Source organism: Rhodococcoides fascians A44A (genome assembly GCF_000760735.1).
Taxonomy (GTDB): Bacteria; Actinomycetota; Actinomycetes; order Mycobacteriales; family Mycobacteriaceae; genus Rhodococcoides; species Rhodococcoides fascians_E.
The window spans coordinates 189,598-213,984 of record NZ_JMEX01000004.1 but is presented as its reverse complement, the minus strand read 5'-3'; the positions used below and the strand labels follow the sequence as shown (position 1 = coordinate 213,984).

The window sequence follows — 24,387 nt, the reverse complement described above, 5'->3', positions numbered from 1 at the left end:
GGTTTCGGGCCGCCACCCGCAGTGCGAGTGGCGCCCCGATTGTGTGGTCTACCCCGATTGTTCGAGGACGATCACGTCCGGAATGTCTGGTACCTCACGATACAGACACAGCCGCGCTCGTGTCGGATCAGATACCCAGGTCCGCCTCGAACGAAGCATCTTCCAGACGCTGCTTGATCGTCGTCAGGAAACGACCGGCATCCGCACCGTCGACCAGGCGGTGATCGTAGGTCAGCGGCAGGTAGACCATCGAACGAACACCGATGGACTCGTTGCCCGCCGCATCCTTCACGACGACCGGACGCTTGACGATCGCGCCGGTACCGAGCATCGCAGCCTGCGGCGGAACCAGAATCGGCGTGTCGAACAACGCGCCCTGGCTACCGATGTTGGTGATGGTGAACGTGCCACCGGACAGCTCGTCGGGCTTGAGGCCACCGGAGCGTGCACGCGACGCGATGTCGGCGATGGCGCGAGCCAAGCCGGCCAGCGACAGATCGCCCGCGTTGTGAATGACGGGCGAGAGCAGACCCTGATCGGTGTCCACGGCGATACCGAGGTGGACATCGGCGTGGTACGTGATCTCCTTCTTGTCCTCGTCGATGCTGGCATTGACGTTCGGGTGCGCCTTGAGTGCCTCGACGACCGCCTTCGCGAAGAACGGCAGGTACGTCAGGTTGACACCCTCGTTCTTGGAGAACGTCGACTTCGCCTTCGTGCGCAGCGCAGCGATCGTCGTGACATCGACCTCGAACGTCTGCGTGAGCTGAGCCGTGGTCTGCAGCGACTCACGCGTCTTCTTCGCCGTGATCTGACGGATGCGGTTGATCTTCTGAGTCGTACCGCGAAGGTGAGCGAGCTCGGGGCGAACGCCTGCGGTAGCCGGAGCCGCCGGAGCGGACGCGGCAGCGGGAGCCGCGGCCGGCGCCTCGGCCTGAGCGGGAGCCTTCTTCGCTTCCGCTGCGGCGAGCACGTCCTGCTTGCGGATACGCCCGCCGACACCGGTGCCCTTGACCTCGGAGAGGTCGACATCGTTGTCCGCGGCGAGCTTGCGCACGAGAGGAGTCACGTACGGAGTCGCGTCACCGGACGGTGCGGACTCCTGCTTCTTCGGAGCTTCCTGCTTGGGAGCTTCCTGCTTGGGAGCTTCTGCCTTCGGGGCTTCCTGCTTGGGAGCTTCCTGCTTTGGGGCTTCCTTGGGTGCTTCCTGCTTGGGTGCTTCCGCGACCGGCTCGGGCTTCTTCTCCGGCTCGGGAGCCTTGTCGGGCTCGGGGGCCTTCTCCACCGGTGCACCGGACCCGATCACCGCGAGCTGACCACCGATCTCGACGGTGTCGTCTTCCTCGGCGTTGATCTCGAGCAGCGTGCCTGCGACGGGGGACGGAATCTCGGTGTCGACCTTGTCGGTGGAGACCTCGAGCAGTGGCTCGTCGACCGCAACCTCGTCGCCGACCGCCTTCAGCCACCGCGTGACGGTTCCTTCGGTCACGGACTCGCCCAGCTCGGGCATCTTCACCGGGGTGCCGGAGCCGCTCGAGTCGGACTTCGCAGCGGGAGCCGCGTCCTCTGCCGGTGCCTCTTCCTCGGCCTGAGGCTCGGGCTCGGCGGCCGGTGTGGGCTCTTCCTCGGCTGCCTCGGGCTCTGCAGCGGGCGCGGACTCTTCGCCTGCGTCGCCGATCTGCGCGAGCTCGCCACCGATCTCGACGGTGTCGTCTTCCTGAGCCACGATCTTCGTCAGAACGCCAGCAGCGGGGGACGGGATTTCGGTATCGACTTTGTCCGTCGATACTTCGAGCAACGGTTCGTCGACCTCGACGGTGTCGCCCTCCTGCTTGAGCCACCTCGTGACAGTTCCCTCGGTGACGCTCTCACCAAGAGCTGGCATCTGGACGGAGAAGGCCATGTCTGTTGACTCCTCGACAGTTGTATGCGGGTAAATTCAGTTCCTACGACTTGTGGTCGCAGAACAGTGTGTGGAAACCAGTGCTGAAACTATTGTGCTGGCGCTGCAAGGTTCGCGGACGATACTTGCGTTAATTGCGACGAGGTGGTCGACGGACGTCCGCGCCAGGGCGCCCGAACCGGATGTGGCGAGACGGTTGGCCGAAGACGATCGGCTGACTCCAGCTGGCACCTCTACGCCCTTCCATCCGCGATCGGCAATCTTTCTCGACAACGAGAGAGTTGAACCCTCTACCTTCATCCTTCCATCCCTCGGCGTCGCATGTTCCCCGAGGGCTGATCTCGGACTGGCAAACTGGTGAGTAACACGAAGTGCGTGATCCGCGACGACAGATTGACGCACCGATGACAGGAGTCAAGCAGTGGGCTTGTTCGATCGTTTCTCTCGACGCGGCACTGGAGGTAGACGAGCCAAGGAGGGCTCGACCGCGCAGTACCTCGCGGACTGGACCGCGGCCAGGATCGGCGTCGAGGCGTACGTGGAACCGAAGACGACAGTGACTCCTGTCACTGTGGTTCTGGTAGCCAACGACGGCGAGTGGACGCGCCGTGCCGTCGACGAGCGCGATATCCGAAAGATCGGCCCGGACCTGAAGATTCCCGTCTACGACGTCCGCAAGACCCGCTACCCCCAGCGCATGCGTGACTACGACGCGCGGCAGAAGATCCTGCGCAAGCGAGCCGAAGGTATGTGAGTGGAAATGTAGGCCCTGGCCTACATTTCCACTCACATAGCCGGGGGCTAGCCGTTCTCGACGATGTCTTCGAGTACTGCGAACATCGTCCGCACCGGCACACCCGTGCCGCCCTTGCCGATGTAACCGAACGGCCCACCCGTGTTGTAGGCAGGACCGGCGACGTCGATGTGCGCCCACTCGACACCCTCGGCGACGAACTCCTTCAGGAACAGTGCCGCCGCCAACATTCCGCCCGCACGACCGTTGGTGACGTTCGCCAGATCCGCGACCTTGGAATCCAGTTCGCGGCGAATCTCCTTCGGCAACGGCATAGCCCAACCGTCCTCGCCGACGGCCTGCGACAGCGCCGCGACGCGGTCACGGAACGCGTCCGTGCCCATGACGCCAGGCGTGCGGTTGCCGAGCGCGACGACCTGCGCGCCGGTCAGCGTCGCCGTGTCGATCAGGTAATCCGGGTCGTCCTCACAGGCACGCACGATGGCGTCGGCGAGAACAAGACGTCCTTCGGCGTCGGTGTTGATGACCTCGACGGTGATGCCGCCGTACTGGGTCAACACGTCACCGGGACGCTGCGCGGTCCCGGACGGCATGTTCTCCGCCATCGGAACGGTAGCGACGACGTCGAGCGCGAGACCGACTTTGGCGGCGAGGATGACCGTCGCGATGACGGCGGCGGCGCCGGCCATGTCGGACGTCATGTTCTCCATGCCCGCGGCAGGCTTGATGGAGATGCCGCCGGTGTCGAACGTGATGCCCTTGCCGACGAGCGCGACCTTCTTCGACTTTCGCTTGCCTCCCGAATGGCTCAGCCGAACAAGCCGCGGCAGCCTCGACGAGCCCTTGCCGACGCCGTGGATGCCGCCGTACCCACCCTTTTCCAGCGCTTTGTCGTCGAGAATCTGGACACTCAGACCCGCCGCGGTGCCCAGTTCCTTGGCGCGCGCCGCGAACTCCTCGGGGTAGAGGTGGCTCGGGGGAGTGTTGACGAAGTCACGCGCGAGCGCGACGGACTCGGCAATGGCCAGTGACCGCGCCAGCTCCGACTTCGGCTCACGCGCACGAGGATTCGCCACGAGAAGTTCGACCCGAGCGACCGGGCCTGCGTCCGGACCCGGTGCGGACAGCGCGGACTTGAACTCAGTGAACGTGTACGCGCCGAGGTAGAAACCCTCGGCGGTCGCACCGAGATCCAGCGAGGACAGAGTGGTGGCAACGGTTCCCGTACCGCTCAGTGCGCGAGCCGCGGTGCCGGCCGACCGCCGGATGCGCTCGTCGTCGATGTCCGCCGACGCGCCGAGGCCCACACCGAGAACACTGGAGACACCCAGTGCGGAGGGCGCGGGAATGCGCGTGAGTTCGTCTGCCTTGCCCGTTGCGCCGACGCTGTCGAACGCGTCGAACAACGTCGTCGCGACGGCGTCGTCGAAGACGTCCTCGTCGGTGTGCAGTTCCAGCCCTTCGTCACTCGTGCTGAGTGCGACGACGAGCACGTCGACGTTCTTGCCGATTCGGCCGGCCAGCGCCAGCTCGGGTCCGAGAGTGCGGGATGAAGTCGAGGGCACGTGGCAGCTCCTACAGAGGGATCGATTGTGTCGGTCGGCTTCGATGGTAGTGACCCCCTCGGTGATGATCACCGCCGCGAGGGCTGTTGTCCGCTAGCGTTGGCGACCATGAGTGAAGCCGAGCTCGTTCGAGGTCCCGCGCGCACCGTTCACGTCGAACTCGGTGCCACGTTCGCACCGTTCGGTGGTTGGGAGATGCCGGTGTCCTACGCCGGGGTCGTCGCCGAACACAAGGCCGTTCGAGAATCCGTCGGCGTCTTCGACGTCAGCCACCTCGGCAAGGCGATCGTCAGTGGACCGGGTGCAGCAGCATACGTCGACGCGACGTTGACCAACGATCTCGGCCGCATCCGGCCGGGCAAAGCCCAGTACACGTTGTGCTGCACCGAGTCCGGCGGGGTCGTCGACGACCTCATCGCCTACTACGTGAGCGACGAAGAGGTGTTCCTCGTTCCGAATGCCGCCAACACCGCAGCGGTAGTCGCGGCGCTGGCGGCGCAGGCACCCGACGATGTCACCGTCGCCGATCTGCACCGAGACTTCGGCGTGCTCGCCGTCCAGGGTCCGGGATCACGCGCAGTCGTGGAGAGCCTGGGCCTCCCGGCGAACATGGAATACATGGCCTTCGCGGACGCGACGTGGCAGGGGAAGTCGGTGAGGGTGTGCCGTACCGGCTACACCGGAGAACACGGGTACGAACTGATCCCCGCGTGGTCCGACACGGAAGCCCTGCTGCGCGCGCTGGCCGACGAGGTTCGAGGCGCCGGCGGGCAGGTCGCCGGACTCGGTGCCCGAGACACCTTGCGCACCGAGATGGGTTACCCACTGCACGGCCACGAACTGTCGCTGGACATATCCCCGCTCCAGGCCCGCTGCGGGTGGGCGATCGGCTGGAAGAAGGAACAGTTCTGGGGCAAGAACGCTCTCGCCGCGGAGAAGGCAGCAGGCCCCGTGCGCGTGCTTCGTGGAGTCAAGGCACTCGACCGAGGTGTCCTTCGCCCCGGCCTCACCGTCACACACGGCGGAGAGCCGATCGGAATCACCACGTCCGGCACTTTCTCGCCCTCGCTCGGAGTCGGAATCGCTCTTGCATTGCTCGATTCGAGCGCCGCGGTGACACCGGGAGACACTGTGGAGGTCGACGTGCGTGGGCGCGCCCTGGCGTGCGAGGTAGTCGCTCCACCCTTCGTCTCCGCCAACACCAAGTGAATAGCCGTGTGCGCTGAGGATTAAGATTCCACACATGACAGGCACTCCCGAATTCACCCGCGTGCAGCACCCCTCTCCGGCGCCGTCGGAAGCCAGAGAAGCAGTACTGGCCGCGCCCGGGTTCGGGAGGTTCTTCACCGACCACATGGCCATCATCGACTACACCGCCGAGAAGGGCTGGTACCAGCCGACGATCGCGCCGTACGGTCCCATCGAGCTCGACCCTGCCGCGATGGTTCTTCACTACGGCCAAGCCATCTTCGAAGGCCTGAAGGTGTACCGCCAGCCGAGTGGAGAATTCGCGTCGTTCCGAGTGCTGTCCAACGCGGAGCGCTTCCGAACGTCGGCGAAGCGGCTCGCGATGCCGGAACTACCCGACGAACTTTTCCTCGGATCGATCGAGCAACTGCTCGCTGTCGATCACGAGTGGGTTCCCGAGGCCGGCGGCGAAGACGCCCTGTACCTGCGTCCGTACATGTTCTCCACCGAGGCAGGCCTCGGAGTCCGGCCGGCGGACGATTACCGCTACATGCTCATCGCGTCACCCGCAGGCGCCTACTTCCCACGTGGCGTCAAGCCCGTCAAGGTGTGGCTCTCGACCGAGTACGTTCGGGCCGCGCCAGGAGGCACCGGTGCAGCCAAGTTCGCGGGCAACTACGCCGCGTCGCTCCTCGCACAGGCCCAGGCCAGCGACGAAGGCTGCGATCAGGTGGTCTGGCTCGACGCCATCGAGCGGCGCTACGTCGAAGAAATGGGTGGAATGAACCTGTTCTTCGTCTTCGGCTCCGGATCCGACGCCCGGCTCGTCACCCCGTCCTTGTCGGGCTCGCTTCTGCCGGGCATCACGCGCGACTCGTTGCTGACGCTGGCAACGGACTCCGGCATCCCCGTCGAGGAACGCCGGATCTCCACCGAGGAATGGCGCAAGGGCGCTGAATCGGGCGAGATCACCGAGGTCTTCGCATGCGGAACCGCCGCCGTCATCACCCCGGTCGGAACCGTGAAGTCCGCCGACGGTGAATTCGCCATCGCCGACGGCGAGCCCGGCGAAGTGACCCTCGCGCTCCGGGACACGCTGACCGGAATTCAGCGCGGCACCTTCGCCGACACGCACGGCTGGATGACCAAGCTCGGCTGACCAGTCTGCCTTCCGCGGATCGTCCGGTCAGGCGGAAGGCAGCCCCGCCAGCAACCCCACCACGACGATCGTCGTCGTCGTCTCCACAGCTGCGCCCAGAACGTCTCCGCTGACACCGCCGAACCGTCGGACACAATGCCGGACGCCCAGTGCGGCCGCGCCCAACGCGATGACGAGTACCAGCGGGCCCTGCCACCACCGACCGTCGACGGCGAGAGTCGATGCTGCAACAGCCAGTACCGCCCACGTGGACACCACGACGCGGGACTGCGAATCCGCAACCAGCGCACCGAAACCGGTGTCCGACGCGGGCCGGACGCCGCGTCGACACGCGAGAACGACGGCGACGCGCCCGGCAGCGACAGCGACGACGACAGACCACCACTGCTCGGCCGAGGCGAGAGCGCCGAACCCGGCGGCCTGAACGAGCATCACCAACCCGATGGCCGCGACGCCGAACGGGCCTGCGCTTCCGGACCGCATCACTTCACGGGCGCGCTCGGGTGGCCCATAGCACCCCAGTCCGTCAGCGGTGTCCGCCAGCCCGTCGATGTGCATGCCTCGGGTCAGCAATGCGAGCGCAGCGACGCCCAACGCCCCGGCCAGCACGGCAGGCAGAGACGCGGCAACCACGCCGATCCACAGAACGGCCGCCGCCGACACACCGAGCCCGACTCCCACCAGCGGTGTCCACCCGATCGCCGCACGGGCGTCGTCGCGACCGACCGTCTCCGGGCCGCGCACCGGCACAACCGTCAACCACGACAGTGCCAGGCGCGGTCCGATGAGCATTACGTGGTGGTGGTCTCGGTGCTGACCCCCGCGGCAGAGAACGTGGACATCTCACCGAGGGTCGCCACTGCCGCATGCACCACGTTGAGTGCAACAAGTGCACCCGAGCCTTCCCCGAGCCGCATGTCGAGTTCGAGGACCGGCTCGATACGCAAGTGGCGCAGTGCAATCGAATGAGCCGGCTCGGTCGAGCGATGACCGGCAACCCACCATTCACGCCCACCGCGAGCCGATTCCTCCGCGACCAACGCCGCAGCAGTGACGACGAGGCCGTCGAGAATCACCGGGGTACGACGGTGTGCTGCCTGCGCGAGAAAGCCCGCCATGGCCGCGATGTCGGCGCCCCCGGCGACTCGAAGCAACGCCACCGGATCCTTCACGACGGGCCGTGCCCGGCGCATCGCGTCACGGATCGCTGCGGTCTTCCTGATCCAACCTGCGTCGTCGACGCCGGTTCCCCGCCCGACCGCGGCGACGGGTTCGGTGTCGGTGAGCGCGGCGATCAACGTTGTTGCGGGAGTGGTGTTTCCGATTCCCATGTCGCCCGCGATCAGCAGATCGGCACCGCCGTCGACCTCCTCGTCCGCCACTGCGCGGCCCGCGTCGATCGCGGCGAGAACCTCGTCGGACGTCAGCGCATCCTCCCGGTCGATGGAACCGCTGGACCGGCGAACCTTGTACGCGCTCACCGTCGGATCGGTGTCGGTCGCGACCGAGATGTCCACGACCCGAACCGACGCCCCGGCAACCCCGGCAAGCGCATTGACCGCAGCGCCGCCGGCAGTGAAGTTGGCGACCATCTGCGCGGTGACCTCTGGCGGGTACGCCGACACCCCGTGCGCAGCCACACCGTGATCACCGGCGAACACCACCACTCGTGGCCTGACGATCGGCGACGGAGGGCATCGGTCCTGGCAGGCGGACACCCACTCGCCGAGCTCCTCGAGCCGCCCGAGGCTGCCCACGGGCTTGGTCAGCGATCGCTGCAGCTCCGAAGCCTGCACTCGCGACTCCGCCGACGGAGGTGCCACGGGGCGCAGGGGCGTCGAGAAGTCCTCGGACTCCGAAGGGGCTGTCACAGGCGACCTTTCATTGAAAATCGGAACCGCTGTCATCGTCGGTCGTCGGGTCGTCGGACTTCAGCGGCAGCGGGAGGCCGGCGACGACCAGAACGACCGTCTCGCACGTGGCGGCCAGTCGGGAATTGAGGGTACCCATCTCGTCCTGGAACAGCCTGCCCGAGCGAGTCGCGGGAACCACGCCCCACCCCACCTCGGGACTGACGAGAACCAGATCGCCCCGGTACCGCTGCACGGCCGCACACAGCGCGTCGGTGGCTGGCGCGACGGTTCCTCGCGCTAGATCCCAGGCACCGGCGTCGTCGAGGGCGCCGGTCAACCAGGTGCCGAGATCGTCGACGATCGTCGTACCCGGATGTGCTTCGCGCAGCGTCTCCACCAACCCGTCCGACGACTCCACGGTGGACCACTCCGATGGACGACGCGCGCGGTGCGCGTCCAGACGAGCATCCCAATCCGCGTCGCCGGCGATGCGGCGTCCCGTCGCGACATATCGAACAACAGGCGCCTCGGCGGCAAGAGATTCCGCGTACGCAGACTTACCCGACCGCGTACCCCCGAGGACGAGCGTGCGCCGCACGGTACTCACGTGGGCCGCAGCGGTCAGACTGCTGCGCCGCGCTCGACGCGTGGCTTCGGCGCGCGCATCTTGCGCAACTGCGACGCGCGGACGAACGCGTACCAACCGAGGCGGAAACCACCGTCGGTGGTGTCCGGGAAACGCTCACGCACCCGATTGTTGATCTGACGGCCGATGAAGATGCCCTCGATCACCATGAACAGCATCATGACGAACATCGCGAGAGTCACGAACGCCTGAACGGCCGGGCTGAGAAACAACGCGAAGATCAGGAGCAACGCCAACGGCATGAACAAGCCGACGAGGTTGCGTCGTGCATCCACCAGATCGCGCGCAAAGGCCCGAACCGGACCCTTGTCGCGGGGGAGCAGGTACTTGTCCTCACCGGCCAGCATCCGTTCACGACGCTCGGCAGAGGCAGCACGCCGCTCGGCTGCGGCTTTCTTCCGGTCGTCCTTGGAGCCGCGGTTCGCCTTCCTGCGCTCGCGGGCTTCCTTGCTCGTCATCGGCGGTGGGGCGACCGGACCGCGGCGCCGCGCCTCGGCTTCCCGACGCTTCGGCGTCGGGCGACCCTTGCCGACGGCAGGAGCCGTCTGGTCCGTGGCGGGGGACTCGACGGACTTCGAATCGTCCCCGTCCGAATTGTCAGAGTTTCCGCGGCGTAGCAACTTCACCCTCCCAGGTTATGGGATGACGACGAAGTCCTGAACACCGGCCGCGTCGCACACGTCCGAAGTCCGGGGTTTCACACGATCGAATCGGTCTTCGACGCCCGTGGCTCGTGAGGAATAAGCGGGAGCGGAGTACGGTTGAGGCGTTCACGGGTTTGGTACGACTGACAGGGAGAGCCCATGACCGTCTCGAACGAGACCATCACGCACAAGGTCACGATGACAGAAGCCGCGTCGTCGAAGGCCAAGGCGTTGCTGGATCAAGAAGGCCGCGACGACCTCGCACTGCGCATTGCTGTGCAGCCCGGTGGTTGCGCAGGTCTGCGCTATCAGCTCTTCTTCGACGATCGAAGCCTCGACGGCGACCTCGCGGTCGACTTCAACGGCGTCACGCTCGCCGTGGACCGGATGAGTGCTCCGTACGTCGAGGGTGCGTCCATCGATTTCGTGGACACCATCGAGAAGCAGGGCTTCACGATCGACAACCCGAATGCCACAGGCTCGTGCGCCTGCGGTGATTCGTTCAACTGAGTTTTCAGCACAACCTCTGACCGGTACTCGCTCGCGGGTACCGGTCAGAGGTCTGTTCACACCCAATCGCCACGTGAGTGGAAATGTAGCCCAGGGGGCACATTTCCACTCACATAGCCCGTCTCGCCAACCGAAAGGCCCACCCACGTGACACTCGCGGTATCGGGATCGATAGCCACCGATCACCTCATGCGATTTCCGGGCAAGTTCGCCGAGCAGATCGTTGCCGATCAGCTGTCGAACATCTCGCTCAGCTTCCTCGTCGACGATCTGGTGATCCGCAAAGGCGGAGTCGGCGGGAACATCGCATACGCACTCGGTGTCCTCGGCGGATCACCGCTTCTCGTGGGAGCCGTCGGACCGGACTTCGGCGAGTACCGCGCGTGGTTGGAAGCCAACGGCGTCGACTGCGGGGGCGTGCGAGTCTCGGAGTCCGCGCACACCGCTCGATTCGTGTGCACGACCGACGAGGACATGGCTCAGATCGCCTCGTTCTACCCCGGTGCGATGAGCGAAGCTCGTGACATCACGATCGACGGATTGGTGTCCTCGAGTCCCATCGAACTCGTTCTCATCGGTGCCAACGATCCCGACGCGATGATCGCGCACACCGACCAATGCCGCGCGAGCGGAATTCCGTTCGCAGCCGATCCGTCGCAGCAGCTGGCGCGACTGACCGGCGAGCAGGCAATTGCCCTCGTCGACGGCGCGACCTACTTGTTCACGAACGAATACGAGTGGGGACTGCTGCGTCAGAAGACCGGACTGTCCGAGGCGGAAATCGCCGCGAAGGTCGGACTGCGAGTCACCACGCTCGGCAAATCCGGTGTGGAGATCGTCGCCGCCGACGGTACGAGGACGCATGTCGAGGTCGTACCGGAAACAAGCAAGGTCGACCCGACCGGCGTCGGTGACGGATTCCGCGCTGGATTCCTGCTGGCGCACCGCGCCGGTGCGACGGTCGAGCGCGCCGCCCAGCTCGGCTCGCTCGTCGCGGTTCTCGTGCTCGAGACCACCGGTACTCAGGAATGGACCTTCGTGCGCGACGACGCACTGAAACGTCTCGGCGCGGCCTACGGCTCCGTCGCGGCCGAGGAGATCGGCGCACTCCTGCCGTCGTAGGTCGCTCGGTATCGCAGTCCTCACGTCGATGGCCCGCACGCAACAGTCGAGATCGTTGCGTGCGGGCCATCGAAGTTCAGGTAGAGATTCAGACCAGCCTGTGCGCCGTCAGAGGTCCACCGGGTATGTCGGCTCCGCGATCTCCGGGACGATCCGCTTCTCCACGAAGATCCCGTGCCACACCATGAAGATCAACACGGTCCACAGCCGTCGGCTGTGATCGGACTTGCCGTCGCGGTGCTCGTTCAGCATCGCGGTGATGGCCGCCTTGTTCAAGATGTGATCGGTCTCCGACGCAGCGATCTGCTCGTGCGCCCAATCGAACAATTCTGTTCCGCGTAGCCAGTGCCGAAGAGGGACCGGGAAGCCCAGTTTCGCGCGATGCAGAACATGGCCGGGCACGATTCCTTCGAGCGCCTGCCGCAGGGCGTACTTGGTGGTGTCCTTCGTGATCTTCTGCTCCAACGGCAGCTTCTCGGCGACCGCGAACACCTCGTTGTCGAGGAACGGGACACGCAGTTCGAGGGAATTCGCCATGGTGATCTTGTCTGCCTTGACCAGAATGTCGCCGCGCAACCACGTGAACAGATCGAGGTGCTGCATTCTCGCCACCGGATCCCAGCCCTGCGACTGTGCGTAGATCGGCGCCGTGACGTCCGTGTGCGTCCACTCCGGACGGAAATGACGCAGTACCGCCCTCAGCTGAGCGTCACCGAAACTGCGCGCATTGCCGTAGTAGCGCTCCTCGAGCGACATGGATCCGCGGTGCAGCAAACTCTTACCCCGCGTACCGTCGGGAATCCTCTCGCTCAGAGCGCCCGCCGCGCGACGCAGACCCCTCGGCAGGTACTCGAACGGTTTGAGCGACAGCGGCTCCCGATAGATGGTGTAGCCACCGAAAAGCTCGTCGGCGCCTTCACCCGACAACACGACTTTGACGTGTTTGCGTGCTTCCTTCGCCACGAAGTAGAGCGGCACCAGAGCCGGATCCGCGACCGGATCGTCGAGGTACCAGACGATCTCCGGAATCGACGCTGCGAACTCCTCGGGGCCGACGACCTTGACGACATGCCGAGCCCCGATCGCGGCGGCCGACTCCGCGGCCACATCGACCTCCGAGTAGCCCTCACGCTCGAAGCCGGTGGTGAACGTGATCAGGTTCGGATTGTGGCGCATCGCCAGAGCCGCGATGGCCGTCGAGTCGATGCCGCCCGACAGGAACGATCCGACGGTGACATCGGCCCGCATGTGCTTGGCGACCGAATCCTCCAGCGCCTCGGCGATCTCCTTGTAGCGAGCCGCCTCGGAACCCGCCGCGAACGGCTTCACCGGGAACTTCGGCGTGAAGTACCGAGTGACCACCGGAGTCCCACCGGGGGAGAGGGTCGCGTAGCAACCGGACTCGAGGCGTCGGATCTCACGATGCAGCGTCTCCGGCTCGGGTACGTACTGCAACACCGTGTAGTGCTCGGTTGCTCTCGCGTCGAGGTCAGTGCCGATACCCACCAGGTCCGTCAGCTCCAGCAAGCTCTTCTTCTCGCTGCCGAACGCGGTGCCGCCCGGACCGGTCGCCATGAACAGCGGCTTGATACCGAACGGGTCACGCGCCAGAAACAGCTCGCGCGTTTCCGTGTCCCAGATGGCGAACCCGAACATGCCACGCAGCCGTCGCACAGCCGTCGGACCCCAGTAGTGGAAAGCCGCCACGATGGACTCGCCGTCGCCCTCGGTGAAGAACTCGGCGCCGTGATCGCGAGAGAGTTCCTCCCGCAGTTCGAGGTAGTTGTAGATTTCGCCGTTGAACGTCAGTGCGTAACGCGTCGGGTTCTCGGGCGGCCCCCACCGAAGCGGCTGATGTGAATGAGCGATGTCGATGATCGACAGACGATTGAATCCATAGATGATGTCGTCGTCGTGCCAGGTGCCCGGTTCGTCCGGTCCGCGGTGGCGCATGCAGTGCATGGCGGAGGACACGAGGTCGACTCCCGCAGCATCGGTGCCGGTCGACGTCAGTACACCGAGTAGTCCACACACAGCGTCTGCTACCTCGTTTCGCAGTTGGGGATTGGTCCGCTGCCACGGCGTCAGCATCCTGACGCCCCAGGCGGCACGGAAACCTCGAGTATGCCGCAGACACGGTACGCGCAACGCGGGCGACCCAAGAGTGGTGATGCGACGGCTTTGGTCTACGCTGCGTAGTACTAGGGCATCCGCATGTGGAAGCCCTCATTCTTCAGTGGTGAGCGATCAGGAAGGCGTGAACGTGGCGCAGAGTCGGATCCTTCGGCGAGCTGGGCTAACAGTATTTCTCGGCTTGGCCGCGTTGCTGTTGTCGGGTTGTTCCATCGACAACGATGTTCTGCGCTTCGGCTTTCCGTCGGGCATTACTCCCCAGGGCAAGTCGATTCGAGAATTGTGGACCTGGTCCGTGGTGGCAGCCCTGATCATGGGCATCATCGTGTGGGCCCTGATCTTCTGGGTGGTCATCTTCCACCGCAAGAAGAAGGACTCGCCCGAGTTCCCGCGTCAGACGGCATACAACGTGCCCCTGGAGCTGTTCTACACCGCAGTTCCCTTCGTCATCATCGCGGTGCTGTTCTACTTCACCGTCGTCGTGCAGAACTACGTCGACGAGAAGGAACCGAATCCGGATGTGACCGTCGACGTGACGGCGTACCAGTGGAACTGGAAGTTCGGCTACCAGACGGTGGACCTGAAGGACGGCGTCGTCAAGTACGACGGCACCGACCTCGAAGCGCAGGCTGCAGCCGAAGCCGCCGCCGATCCAGGTGAGGGTGCCGAAGGTAGCGAGGACGGCGAATTCGTTCCCGGCGCAATCCACGGTGCAAGCCCGCAGGATCTGTCCTACCTGCACTACAACAAGATCGAGACCGTCGGCACCAGCAACGAGATTCCGGTTCTGGTCCTCCCGACCGGCAAGCGCATCGAGTTCGTTCTTGCCTCCTCGGACGTCATCCACGGTTTCTGGGTTCCCGAGTTCCTCTTCAAGCGAGACGTCCTCCCGAACCCGAAGGAAAACCACTCGGATAACGTCTTCCAGATCTCCGAGATCGAACGCGAAGGCGCCTTCGTCGGCCGCTGCACCGAAATGTGCGGCACATTCCACGCCATGATGAACTTCGAGGTGCGCGCAGTATCCCCGGACGACTTCCAGGAATACATCGAGCTTCGCAAGCCCGAATCCGACGGCGGAGAAGGCCTCACCAACGCTCAGGCGCTGGAAGCAATCGGCCAGTCCCCGATCGCCACCAGCACCATCCCGTTCACCACGGACCGCTCGCAGAAGTCCGAATCCGTCGCCGAAGGCAACTGACCCAGGAAGAATGCTGAAATGAAAATCGAAGCCAAGATCTTCGAGATCCTGACTGTCTTCTTTCTTCTCGTCGGGATCGTGTACGCCCTCTTCACCGGATTCTCACGGACCGGCGTCGAATGGGCAGGTGTCACGGCCATCGCACTGTCGGTCGGTCTGACACTCATCATCGGAACGTACTTCCGATTCGTCGCCCGTCGTCTCGACACTCGTCCCGAAGACTTCGACGATGCAGAGATCAGCGACGGCGCAGGCGATCTGGGCTTCTTCAGCCCCGGAAGCTTCTGGCCGATCCTGCTCGCCGGCGCCGCATCGGTCACCGCCATCGGATTCGCGTTCTTCCTCTGGTGGCTCATCGCCTTCGGTGTCGTGCTCGTCCTGTCGGCAGCCGCCGGACTGGTGTTCGAGTACCACCTCGGACCAGAGAAGCACTGAATTCACACAGCTCACACGACGACTGACGCCGACTCCCGATTGGGGGTCGGCGTCAGTCGTTTCTGCGTGTCGTACAGCGGCCACGTAACAGTCTTTGCCCGACGGACTCCGCACGGTGGGTCCAGTGAGTCCCTCAGGACGCGTCGGCCTGACGATCGGCGTCGGCAAGGGTGGCCGCAACCTGATCGAGCGACAAGCCCAGCGTCCGGCACAGAGCCGCAACAGTGAAGAACGCAGGCGTCGGAATCCGGCCCGTCTCGATCTTGCGCAACGTCTCCACCGAAATCCCCGCCTGCGCCGCAACATCCGTCATCGTTCTCGGCCCGCGAGTAGCGCGAAGCAACTCACCCAAGCGAAGACCTCTCGACAGCTCCTCGGGGGACAACGGAATACGAACCATGTCACCAATAGTAATACCGGCCCACGCCGTCCAAGACCTCCGCCTCGCTGGGGAACGGCACCCGCAGCCGCACCGAACGTCACGTTCAGTCACTTTGAGTGACCGAACGCCACATTCGGTCCAACAGGTGGACTTTCCAAGGTGACCGAACGTCACGTTCAGTCACTTGGAGTGACCGAACGCCACATTCGGTCCTACAGGTGGACTTTCCGAGGTGACCGAACGTCACCTTCAGTCACTTGGAGTGACCGAACGCCACGTTCGGTCCGCGAGGGAGACGTGAGGCAGACGGGTGAAGGGTGCCGGATGCAGGAGGGTGGGGGAGGGGAGGGGGTACGACATACGACGAGGGCGGCACCGGATCGGTGCCGCCCTCGTCGTGGTTCTGCGTGTAGCTAGTGCTCGCTGTCGCTTTCCTGGCGTGCGGGTGAGTGATCACCGTTGCCGTTCGAAGCGTGGCCGTTCGAGCCGTTGCCGTTGTGACCGTTGGCCCCGTTGCCGTTGCCGTTGTGGCCGTTGCCATTGCCGTTGGAACCGTTGCCGTACAGCGACGTCTGGTAGTCCTTCAGCATTTTCAGCTGCTCGAGTTCGCCGTGGTGCAGTGCTTCCTCGAGTGCCTTGCTTTCGGAGACAGGGTCGGGACGGAAGAGCGATCCGGATCCGGGCTTGCCGGCCGAGCCGAGCTTGCTCATCTTCTTCGGGACAGCTGCGCCCTGGTAAGGCAGAGCGATGGGGTGTCCGTGGTCGTCGACAGGTCCGAGTGGCTGGTGCACCTCCACGTACTGACCGTGGGGGAGACGCTTGATGATGCCGGTCTCGATTCCGTGGTCGAGTACTGCGCGGTCACTGCGCTGCAAGCCGATGCAGAAGCGGTAGGCCACGAAGTAGGCGATGGGCGGCAACACCAGGATGCCGATGCGGCCGATCCACGTCATTGCGTTCAGGGAGATGTCCAGCTTGTACGCAATGATGTCGTTGATGCAGGAGAGCGTTGCGACTACGTAGAACGCCAGTGCCATGGCACCGATCGCGGTACGGACCGGTACGTCGCGGGGACGCTGCAGCAGGTTGTGGTGAGCATTGTCCCCGGTGAGGCGCTTCTCGATCCAGGGGTACGCGATCATCACGGTGAAGACGAGTCCCATGATCAGGGCCACTGCGAACACTGCTGGGATCGTGTAGCGGTCGGCGATGTAGATGTCCCATGCCGGCCACAGTCGGGCCAGTCCGTCCGTCCACATCATGTAGAAGTCGGGCTGCGAGCCCGCGGACACCTGAGCCGGGTTGTACGGGCCGAGGTTCCAGACCGGGTTGATCTGCAGCAGACCACCCATGAGCGCGAGTACACCGAACGTGACTGCGAAGAACGCACCGGACTTGACGGCGAAGACCGGGAGGATGCGAACGCCGACGACGTTCTTCTCGGTGCGGCCGGGTCCGGGGAACTGCGTGTGCTTCTGGTACCAGACGAGTGCCAGGTGAGCCGCGATCAGCGCGAGGATGATGGCGGGTAGCAGTAGAACGTGAGCGACGTACAGGCGCGGGATGATGATCGTGCCGGGGAAGTCGCCGTCGAAGATCAGCCAGTGCAGCCACGTTCCGACGATCGGGACGCTCATCGTGATGCCGGAGAACGCGGCGCGGAGGCCGGTGCCGGAGAGCAGGTCGTCGGGGAGGGAGTATCCGAAGAAGCCTTCGAACATGGCCAGGATCAGCAGCAGGCAGCCGATGACCCAGTTGGCCTCACGCGGGCGACGGAACGCACCGGTGAAGAAGATGCGCAGCATGTGCACGATGATCGAGCACGCGAACATCAACGCAGCCCAGTGATGGATCTGTCGCATGAACAATCCGCCGCGGACCTCGAACGAGATGTCGAGCGTCGTCGCGTACGCACGGGACATGGTGACACCGCGCAGCGGTTCGTAGATGCCGTTGTACTCGACCTCGCTGAGCGAGGGGTCGAAGAACAGTGTCAGGAAGACACCGGACAGCAACAGGATGATGAAGCTGTACAGCGCGATCTCGCCGAGAAGGAACGACCAGTGCGTCGGGAACACCTTGTTGATCTGACGGCGCAGACCCGGTGCGAGGTGGTACCGACTGTCTACGTCGTCTGCCTGCTTCGCTGCGAGTGTCTGCAGTGAAGGACTCATGATTCACTCTCCGCTTCGCGGTTCGGACGCTCCCAGAAGGCAGGTCCGAGGGCTTCTATGAAGTCCCCGTTGGCAACGAGGAAGCCTTCTTCGTTCACGGTGATCGGCAGCTGTGGCAATGCGCGAGCGGCAGGGCCGAAGATCGGCTTGCCGTATTCCAGCGCGTTGAACTGCGACTGGTGGCACGGGCACAGAATGCGGTTCGTCTGCTGCTCGAACAACGAAGTCGGGCAACCCAAATGCGTGCAGATCTTGGAGTAGGCGAAGTAATCGCCGTAGTTGAAGCTCTCCTGGCCCTTGCGCTTGATGGCCGTCTCCGCGTCCTCGGTACGAAGACGAATGAGCATCACGGAGTTACGAATTCCGCGCAGCGACGCGAGAAGCGCGTGGTCGTCGTCGCGATCGGCCTCGCGGAACGGGAACACAGTTTCCATGGCTCCGGCATCCATATCCTCGGGGCGGACCAGAACGACGTCGTGTGGCCGTCCGGTATCGCGCCTGAGATAGATCGTCTCTCCAGGGTAGCGCGGCGTCCAGCCGGACACCCAGAGTGGAGATTCATCGCCTTCGGCCCATGGATTCTTGACGAGGCCACCGAGGGGCAACAGCGCCATGATTCCGAGTGCGCCACCGCCGAAGAACAGTGAACGCTTGATGACCTTGCGACGACCGATCGTCGACGTCGCGAGCGAGTCACCGAGCTCGGCGACTACCGTCCTTCGGTCGACCTCGGACGAACCACCGTCGTGGCGGTCCTGAATGGACACCTCTTCGGGGATGAACTTCTTGGTGAACTGGACTGCGCCGACGCCGACACCGAGGATCGCCAGACCCATGGTGAGGCCGATCAACGGGGTGTACAGCGAGTAGGCGCCGTAGTTCTCTTCGCCCATGCCGGCGTACTGCCAGGGCCAGAACAGGTAGATCGCGATGAACGCGACCGCGGACACGCCGGCGAGAGTGAACCAGGCAGCAACGCTGCGCTCGGCCCGCTTCTCTGCGCGGGTGCCCTTCACAGCCCAACGGTCGCGACGGTACGCGACGTCCACGTGGTCGAGGTTGGTGCCGAGTTCGACCAACTGCTCACGTGTCATACCGGCGAGTTCCTCGTCGGTGTACTTCTTGTTCAGATCCACCTTGTCGACCTTCGCGCTGTCATCGTGGCCATGGCTTGTGCGTTCGGGATCGGCTTCGCTCATGACCGTGATCCGATCCACATCGTCGCGCCGACGACGGCAGCGATTCCGACAACCCAGATAGCAATCATTTCCGTACCGGGTCCGAAGCCGCCGAGTCCCCATCCACCGGGAGCCTTGGTCTCCTGAGCGGACTTCACGTAGGAGATGATGTCGATCTTCTCTTCCTGCGTCAGCTGACGGTCGGAGAATTTCGGCATGTTCTGTGGGCCGCTGATCATGGCCGCGTAGATCTCCTGCTCCGATGCAGGTCCGAGCGGGGGAGCGAACTTACCGGAGGACAGTGCGCCGCCCTCACCGGTGAAGTTGTGGCACGACGCACAGTTCAAGCGGAACAGTTCGCTACCGCGAGCGACGTCGCCGCTGGCGAGCGAGGACTGCGCGATTTCGCCGTTGCTGTCGCGGATGACCGTGGGGCCTCCACCGTTCTCCTGGATGTACGCGCCGAGAGCGTCGATCTGCTTGTCGTCGAACTTCGGTGGCTTACGGATCGCCTGAGCTTCGTTACGTACGGCAGGCATACGTCCCGAGGAGACCTGGAAGTAGACGGCAGCTTCGCCGACGCCGATGAGGCTCGGGCCGCGGTCCTGCACACCCTGCAGGTTGACGCCGTGGCACGTGACGCACGAGGTGTCGTACAACTGCTTGCCTTCGCGGATCAGAGCGGCCGAATCCTGATCGGCCGTCGCGACCTGCGGTGTGGGGGTCAGAGCCGATGCGAGAAATCCTGCACTCAGGAGTCCCATCATCAGCACGAGCGCACCGGTCACACGGCGACGAGTCTTGCGCTTGCGCCTGTTCTTGGCTGCGGCATCGGATGCTGCTGGGGGAGATGAACTCATCTTCTATCCCTTGTCGTGTCGGGACGGACCGAACGGCCTGGGGCTGATACAGGTCGTTCGCTGCGGTTGGCGAAGTGAAAACACTTGATCTGCTTTATGTCTACTAGCGGATGAAGTAAATGGTGGCGAACAACGCGATCCACACGATGTCGACGAAGTGCCAGTAGTAGGACACGACGATCGCGGCGGTGGCCTGTGCCGGCGTGAACTTACTGACAAGCGTTCGAGTGATGAGGAAGACGAATGCGATCAGACCGCCGATGACGTGCAGTCCGTGGAATCCGGTCGTGATGTAGAAGACCGATCCGTAGACGCTCGAGGAGAGCGTCGTGCCTTCGTGAACCATGTGGTAGTACTCGTAGCCCTGTCCGGCCACGAAGAAGATGCCCATCGCCAGGGTGATGACGTACCAGCGTCGCAGTCCGAAGACGTCACCGCGCTCGGCGGCGAAGACCCCGAGCTGGCAGGTGAACGACGACGCGATCAGCACGGCGGTGACCGGAACGGCGAGCGCGAGGTTGAGCTCGGTCGGTTCCGGTGGCCAGTTTCCGTTTGCCTGCGCCCTCGCGACGAAGTACATCGCAAAAAGTCCAGCGAAGAACATGAGTTCGCTCGACAGCCACACGATGGTGCCGACGCTGACCATATTGGGACGGTTCAGCGAGTGCACGCGTTGGGTGATTGCCGATCCTTGAGTCCCTACAGCGCTCGTCACAGAAAGAAGTATGACTGCTCGTAGTACCGGAGGCATACTCGGGTCCGGTCTTGGCGCGTCGCCGACGCAGGGGCGATTGCCGGCTCCCGCGTATGGCCAGGTCAAGGGCATCGACCACGCTGCGCATGGGTTGTCGTGCAAGGCTCGCCTCATGGCAACGAACGGTGGCGCATCATGGTTCCGGCGGTTGTTCGGAGGGGCGAAGACTGTTCCTCTCGACCCCGCCAGGGACGATTTGGTGGTAGTGGCATTTTCCTTCGACGACGCCGAATCGTGTTCGACGGCGCTCGGTCGCGGAGCGGCTGCGGGATGGGTCGACACAGCGGAGGCGGTGTTCCGTCATCACCTGGTGTTGCCGCCGGACCAGATCGAGGACGCGACGGCCGTCGCCGCGCAGGACGGGTACGAGCCGGTGATGGATCCGCGCCCGCGCCCGGAGATTCCGACCATCGGTTACCGCCCGAGTGTCGAGGGCGGTGTCGGCCTGACGCTGCAGCGGGTGCAGGTGATCGACGCGTTGCACTGCTCACAGGAACGCTCGCGAATGGCCGGTCTCGCGCAGCGGCGAGGTGGTGTGGTCGAGGGGTGGGACGCGCTGCAACCTGGAGGGGCGTCTCCGGCCGGTGCTGACTAGGCTTTCGGTCGCACGTCGCGGACTGCCGATCCAGGGCGTCGAGCTCTGGAACGGCCGAGGAAGGTATGGGGAGTAGTCGATGACAGATGCGAGCAACGGTGTGCCGAGCAGGACCTGGAAGGCCGTACTCGGTGCGCTGACGTCGAACGTCGATCTCTCCGCCGACGACACGGCTTGGGCGATGGACGAGATCATGTCCGACAACGCCACTGCCGCTCAGATCGCGGCCTTCGGTGTCGCTCTGAAGATGAAGGGTCCGACTCCGGAGGAAGTGAGCGGACTGGCGAACTCGATGCTGGGCCATGCGACCTTGGTCGACAGCGAACCGAATGCCGTCGACGTCGTCGGTACGGGTGGCGACGGCGCCGACACGGTCAACATCTCGACGATGGCCGCCCTCGTCGTGGCGTCGGCCGGAGCTCCGGTGGTCAAACACGGCAACCGTGCTGCGTCTTCGCGAAGTGGGACGACGGATGTGCTCGAGGCCCTCGGAGTGAAGTTCGGGCTCGGAGCGGACGGTGTCGCGACCACGGTCCGAGACGTGGGAATCGGGTTCTGTTTCGCGCCTGTCTACCATCCGGCGCTGCGTTTCGCGGGCCCTCCGCGGAAGGAGATCGGCATCCCGACGGTCTTCAACGTGCTCGGTCCCCTGACCAACCCGGGGCGGCCGCGGGCGGGTCTGATCGGCTGTGCGTTCGACTCGTTGCTTCCCGTCGTGGCCCGGGTGTTCGCCGGTCGTGGCACCAGCGCATTGGTCGTCCGTGGTGACGACGGCCTCGACGAGATAACGCTGTCCACGACGACGACAGTGCACATCGTGTCGGGTGGCGACGTGACGGTGGCCAGGATCGACCCGAGGGACTTCGGGTTCGATCTCGTCGACATCGACGCGCTCCGCGGAGGCGACGCTGCCTTCAACGCGCAGGTGGCTCGGGAGGTGTTCGCCGGCAAGCATGGTGCGGTGCGCGACGCAGTCCTGCTGAACGCCGCTGCGGCACTGACGGCGCACGACGGGATCACGTCCGGGATCGTCGCCGACGACTTGACCGGTCTGCTGAAGCGTGGTGTCGAACGTGCTGCTGCCGCCGTCGATTCCGGAGGAACCGCAAGCCTGCTCGATCGATGGATCGCACGGTCCAACGAACTCGATTGACGGGGTCGCTGCGCCCGGCCGACTACTCGCCTATGGAGAAGCCCGCTTCTATGTCCGCGCTGGAGTAGGACTGGAACGCGATGTGGGTGGCGGTGTTCACGACACCGGGCACCTTGTTGATGTGCTGCGTGATCACGTCGGCGATCTGTGCGTGGTCCCTGACCTTGACGATCGCGATGAGGTCCACGTCCCCTGCACACGAGTAGACCTCGGTGACGCCGTCGACGTCCGCGACCGCCTGTGCGGTCTCCGGGATGGCGTGCGACTCGGCATCGATCATGACGATTGCGTTGATCATGCTGCCGAGTTTAGAGCGCCGCACGAAGGTGGGCGCCGACGCCGGTGTCCTCCACCGGTGTGACGGCCATCGCGCGTTCGTGCCTGGACACGGTGCGAGCGGTGGTGCACCACTGCCGCCACCCTCCGGCTCCGTGAACGGGCTCTGCGTATCCGTCGGTGGTCCGGACGATCCTGACGCCGTCGGATTCGAGCCAGCGGCCGACGAGGGCTACTTCCTCCGGTGATGCGCCTCGAAAGGGCGTGGAGTCCGGCACGACGGTTTCCGCGGCTGCCACGATCGCTTCCACGACGGGCATCGGGTGCACTCGGCGCGCGGTGACGGCCGATGCAGCGAGGCGGCCGTGGCGGACCACGGCCAGTTCCCACCCACCGTCCGGCGCACGTCGGGCGACGATCAGCTCGGCGATCGCCGCGATGGCTGCGAGCCGGTGCATCCGGCGTAGAACGTCTGCAAGCGAAGCGAGCCTGTCTCGAAGCCTGGCTGCGGACTCGAACAGCTCGGCATCGGACAGCGCGGAGATTCGATCCCGGGCGGCCTGAAGCGCACAGTCGTCGCGTCCGTGTGCGAGCTCGACGAACCGGCCCGGCAGGATTGCGTACTCGTCGGGCGTGAGTGGCGTGGGGCCACCCGCGGCGCACCCGCCGACAGCTTCGCCCGGACACGCGTGCAGGGAGGTGCGGGGGATGCGGCGAGTGCAGGTACGGATACCGAGTACCTCGGAGACGAGCGCAGCGGCGTCGGCGGCATCACCGCGGGCGCCGAAGGGGCCGATCGAGTTCTCCGTCGGTGAGCGGACGACGGAGAGGCGTGGAAACGCCTCCGTGGTGGTCGTGATCCACCAACCCTTCTTGGGGAACTTGGAGCGGCGGTTGTACGGGGGGATGTGGGCGCACAGAAGTCGAAGCTCGCGCACTCCGGCTTCGAGGGCATGGGCGCATTCGACGTGGTCGACGCCGACGGCGAGGCCCACCATTTCCTTCATGCGGCCACGCGTCTCGGACCCGGTGAAGTAATTGCGCACGCGCCGCTGCAGATTGTTCGACGTGCCGACGTACAGCACCTCGTTGCCCGGTCCCTTGAAGAGATAGACGCCCGGGGTACGGGGTAGGTGAGAGGCGAGTGAGCGTTTGGCTCTCTGCCCGGCCGACACAGCAGGCAGGTAGTCGACGAGTTCCGCGTAGCTGTGGACACCCTGATTGCCCACTCGCTCGATCAAAGCGTGCAGTACGTCGACCGTTGCTCGTGCATCGTCGAGGGCGCGGTGGGTGGGTACGGTGCTGACCTGGAAGAGCGAGGACAGTGCCGACAGTTTCACCGAGGGTGCCTCGTCGCGGGTGAGTACTCGTCGGGCGAGTTTGACCGTGCAGAGCACCTGGAACTTGGGCCAGGCGATGTCCAGCCGTGACGCGGCCGCCCTGAGGAAAGCAGTGTCGAAGCGGGCGTTGTGTGCGACGAGGACCGAGCCGCGGGCGAACTCGAGAAAGCTGGGCAGCACTCGGTCGATCCGAGGGGCGCCGATCAGCATGGCAGTGGTGATCCCGGTGAGCTCGACGATGTACGGCGGAATGGATCGGCCCGGGTCCACCAGCGTCGCGAACTCGGCGATGACCTCGCCGCCCCGAATCTTCACCGCCCCGATCTCGGTGATCGCTTCGGTGTCCGGGCTGCCACCTGTGGTCTCCAGGTCGACTACGACGAACGTCGTGTCGTGCAACGGAGTGTCGAGCTCGTCGAAGCTCAGCTGAATCGGGACGCTCACGAGTGCAGACGGTAGCGACAGGCACCGACAGCAATGCCGATCTTGCTCGGGACGCTGAACGTGTCGGAGTGGATCGCTAGGTTTCGCCGTGAAGGGTCGACCAAACGGGAAAGAGATG

23 protein-coding genes are annotated in these 24,387 nt (G+C 64.7%); 9 read left to right on the top strand and 14 right to left on the bottom strand.

All coding sequences use genetic code 11. The annotated features are described in order from the left end of the window. Positions 1-127: 127 nt before the first annotated feature. Positions 128-1,903, bottom strand: coding sequence for a 2-oxoglutarate dehydrogenase, E2 component, dihydrolipoamide succinyltransferase (sucB, locus tag BH95_RS01955; RefSeq protein ID WP_037180798.1), 1,776 nt, complete (start codon positions 1,901-1,903; stop codon positions 128-130). A gap of 421 nt (positions 1,904-2,324) precedes the next feature. Between sucB and BH95_RS01950 the strand changes: the two genes are divergently transcribed. Next, a complete protein-coding gene (locus BH95_RS01950) occupies positions 2,325-2,657 on the top strand; it encodes a hypothetical protein (protein ID WP_019665984.1) in 333 nt (110 codons plus the stop codon). A 47-nt stretch (positions 2,658-2,704) separates the two neighbouring features. On the opposite strand, the gene BH95_RS01945 is transcribed toward BH95_RS01950, so the two are convergent. Beyond that, entirely contained in the window at positions 2,705-4,222 is a 1,518-nt protein-coding gene (locus BH95_RS01945; RefSeq protein WP_019665983.1) for a leucyl aminopeptidase, read from the bottom strand. 108 nt (positions 4,223-4,330) lie between these two features. Here BH95_RS01945 and gcvT point away from each other — a divergent pair, with 108 nt between their 5' ends. Together gcvT and BH95_RS01935 are read left to right on the top strand one after the other, a co-directional pair. After that, the gene (gene gcvT, locus BH95_RS01940) at positions 4,331-5,431 is read left to right on the top strand and encodes a glycine cleavage system aminomethyltransferase GcvT (RefSeq protein ID WP_037181054.1); all 1,101 of its coding nucleotides are present in this window, start codon (positions 4,331-4,333) and stop codon (positions 5,429-5,431) included. Between the two features lie 34 nt (positions 5,432-5,465). Continuing rightward, complete coding sequence (locus BH95_RS01935) at positions 5,466-6,569, top strand: branched-chain amino acid aminotransferase (protein ID WP_037180795.1); 1,104 nt, start codon at positions 5,466-5,468, stop codon at positions 6,567-6,569. A 27-nt stretch (positions 6,570-6,596) separates the two neighbouring features. On the opposite strand, the gene BH95_RS01930 is transcribed toward BH95_RS01935, so the two are convergent. From BH95_RS01930 to BH95_RS01915, 4 genes are read right to left on the bottom strand one after another with little or no spacing between them, the layout of a single operon-like run. After that, on the bottom strand, positions 6,597-7,361 hold the full coding sequence (locus tag BH95_RS01930; RefSeq protein ID WP_037180793.1) for an adenosylcobinamide-GDP ribazoletransferase: 765 nt from the start codon (positions 7,359-7,361) through the stop codon (positions 6,597-6,599). Further along, a complete protein-coding gene (gene cobT / locus BH95_RS01925) occupies positions 7,361-8,476 on the bottom strand; it encodes a nicotinate-nucleotide--dimethylbenzimidazole phosphoribosyltransferase (RefSeq protein WP_371828300.1) in 1,116 nt (371 codons plus the stop codon). The genes BH95_RS01930 and cobT overlap by 1 nt, the downstream gene beginning before the upstream one ends. Continuing rightward, on the bottom strand, positions 8,451-9,029 hold the full coding sequence (gene cobU, locus BH95_RS01920) for a bifunctional adenosylcobinamide kinase/adenosylcobinamide-phosphate guanylyltransferase (RefSeq protein WP_037180790.1): 579 nt from the start codon (positions 9,027-9,029) through the stop codon (positions 8,451-8,453). Before cobU ends, cobT begins: the two co-directional genes overlap by 26 nt. 14 nt (positions 9,030-9,043) lie before the next feature. Continuing rightward, a complete protein-coding gene (locus BH95_RS01915; protein WP_019665977.1) occupies positions 9,044-9,694 on the bottom strand; it encodes a DUF3043 domain-containing protein in 651 nt (216 codons plus the stop codon). A 177-nt stretch (positions 9,695-9,871) separates the two neighbouring features. Between BH95_RS01915 and BH95_RS01910 the strand changes: the two genes are divergently transcribed. Together BH95_RS01910 and BH95_RS01905 are read left to right on the top strand one after the other, a co-directional pair. Then, entirely contained in the window at positions 9,872-10,222 is a 351-nt protein-coding gene (locus BH95_RS01910) for a HesB/IscA family protein (protein WP_019665976.1), read from the top strand. 147 nt (positions 10,223-10,369) lie between these two features. Further along, the gene (locus BH95_RS01905; RefSeq protein ID WP_019665975.1) at positions 10,370-11,344 is read left to right on the top strand and encodes a carbohydrate kinase family protein; all 975 of its coding nucleotides are present in this window, start codon (positions 10,370-10,372) and stop codon (positions 11,342-11,344) included. A gap of 108 nt (positions 11,345-11,452) precedes the next feature. Here the strand turns inward: BH95_RS01905 and asnB are convergent, their stop codons facing one another. Further along, positions 11,453-13,378 carry an asparagine synthase (glutamine-hydrolyzing) gene (gene asnB, locus BH95_RS01900; RefSeq protein ID WP_037181052.1) on the bottom strand — a complete coding sequence of 642 codons (1,926 nt, stop codon included), beginning with the start codon at positions 13,376-13,378 and terminating at the stop codon, positions 11,453-11,455. 223 nt (positions 13,379-13,601) lie between these two features. Between asnB and ctaC the strand changes: the two genes are divergently transcribed. Together ctaC and BH95_RS01890 are read left to right on the top strand one after the other, a co-directional pair. Further along, positions 13,602-14,678, top strand: a complete 1,077-nt coding sequence (gene ctaC, locus BH95_RS01895) for an aa3-type cytochrome oxidase subunit II (RefSeq protein ID WP_026347926.1) — start codon at positions 13,602-13,604, stop codon at positions 14,676-14,678. A gap of 18 nt (positions 14,679-14,696) precedes the next feature. After that, the gene (locus BH95_RS01890) at positions 14,697-15,113 is read left to right on the top strand and encodes a cytochrome c oxidase subunit 4 (RefSeq protein ID WP_019665972.1); all 417 of its coding nucleotides are present in this window, start codon (positions 14,697-14,699) and stop codon (positions 15,111-15,113) included. A gap of 133 nt (positions 15,114-15,246) precedes the next feature. On the opposite strand, the gene BH95_RS28140 is transcribed toward BH95_RS01890, so the two are convergent. From BH95_RS28140 to ctaE, 5 genes are all read right to left on the bottom strand, one after another. After that, on the bottom strand, positions 15,247-15,513 hold the full coding sequence (locus BH95_RS28140; RefSeq protein ID WP_080733917.1) for a helix-turn-helix domain-containing protein: 267 nt from the start codon (positions 15,511-15,513) through the stop codon (positions 15,247-15,249). A gap of 395 nt (positions 15,514-15,908) precedes the next feature. Beyond that, complete coding sequence (gene qcrB, locus BH95_RS01885; protein ID WP_037180787.1) at positions 15,909-17,669, bottom strand: cytochrome bc1 complex cytochrome b subunit; 1,761 nt, start codon at positions 17,667-17,669, stop codon at positions 15,909-15,911. Next, complete coding sequence (qcrA, locus tag BH95_RS01880) at positions 17,666-18,868, bottom strand: cytochrome bc1 complex Rieske iron-sulfur subunit (protein WP_371828056.1); 1,203 nt, start codon at positions 18,866-18,868, stop codon at positions 17,666-17,668. Before qcrA ends, qcrB begins: the two co-directional genes overlap by 4 nt. Next, positions 18,865-19,707 carry a cytochrome bc1 complex diheme cytochrome c subunit gene (qcrC, locus tag BH95_RS01875; RefSeq protein WP_019665968.1) on the bottom strand — a complete coding sequence of 281 codons (843 nt, stop codon included), beginning with the start codon at positions 19,705-19,707 and terminating at the stop codon, positions 18,865-18,867. The genes qcrA and qcrC overlap by 4 nt, the downstream gene beginning before the upstream one ends. Before the next feature lie 103 nt (positions 19,708-19,810). Next, positions 19,811-20,422 (bottom strand): aa3-type cytochrome oxidase subunit III, encoded by a 612-nt coding sequence (ctaE, locus tag BH95_RS01870; RefSeq protein WP_026347923.1) that lies wholly within the window; start codon positions 20,420-20,422, stop codon positions 19,811-19,813. Positions 20,423-20,573: 151 nt separating this feature from the next. Here ctaE and BH95_RS01865 point away from each other — a divergent pair, with 151 nt between their 5' ends. Together BH95_RS01865 and trpD are read left to right on the top strand one after the other, a co-directional pair. Continuing rightward, the gene (locus BH95_RS01865) at positions 20,574-21,056 is read left to right on the top strand and encodes a hypothetical protein (RefSeq protein WP_176458821.1); all 483 of its coding nucleotides are present in this window, start codon (positions 20,574-20,576) and stop codon (positions 21,054-21,056) included. A 79-nt stretch (positions 21,057-21,135) separates the two neighbouring features. Next, on the top strand, positions 21,136-22,209 hold the full coding sequence (trpD, locus tag BH95_RS01860) for an anthranilate phosphoribosyltransferase (protein ID WP_026347921.1): 1,074 nt from the start codon (positions 21,136-21,138) through the stop codon (positions 22,207-22,209). 22 nt (positions 22,210-22,231) lie between these two features. Here the strand turns inward: trpD and BH95_RS01855 are convergent, their stop codons facing one another. Both BH95_RS01855 and BH95_RS01850 read right to left on the bottom strand, forming a co-directional pair. After that, positions 22,232-22,507, bottom strand: coding sequence for an Lrp/AsnC family transcriptional regulator (locus tag BH95_RS01855; protein WP_019665964.1), 276 nt, complete (start codon positions 22,505-22,507; stop codon positions 22,232-22,234). Positions 22,508-22,517: 10 nt separating this feature from the next. Next, complete coding sequence (locus tag BH95_RS01850; protein WP_019665963.1) at positions 22,518-24,269, bottom strand: DEDD exonuclease domain-containing protein; 1,752 nt, start codon at positions 24,267-24,269, stop codon at positions 22,518-22,520. Positions 24,270-24,387: the final 118 nt, after the last annotated feature.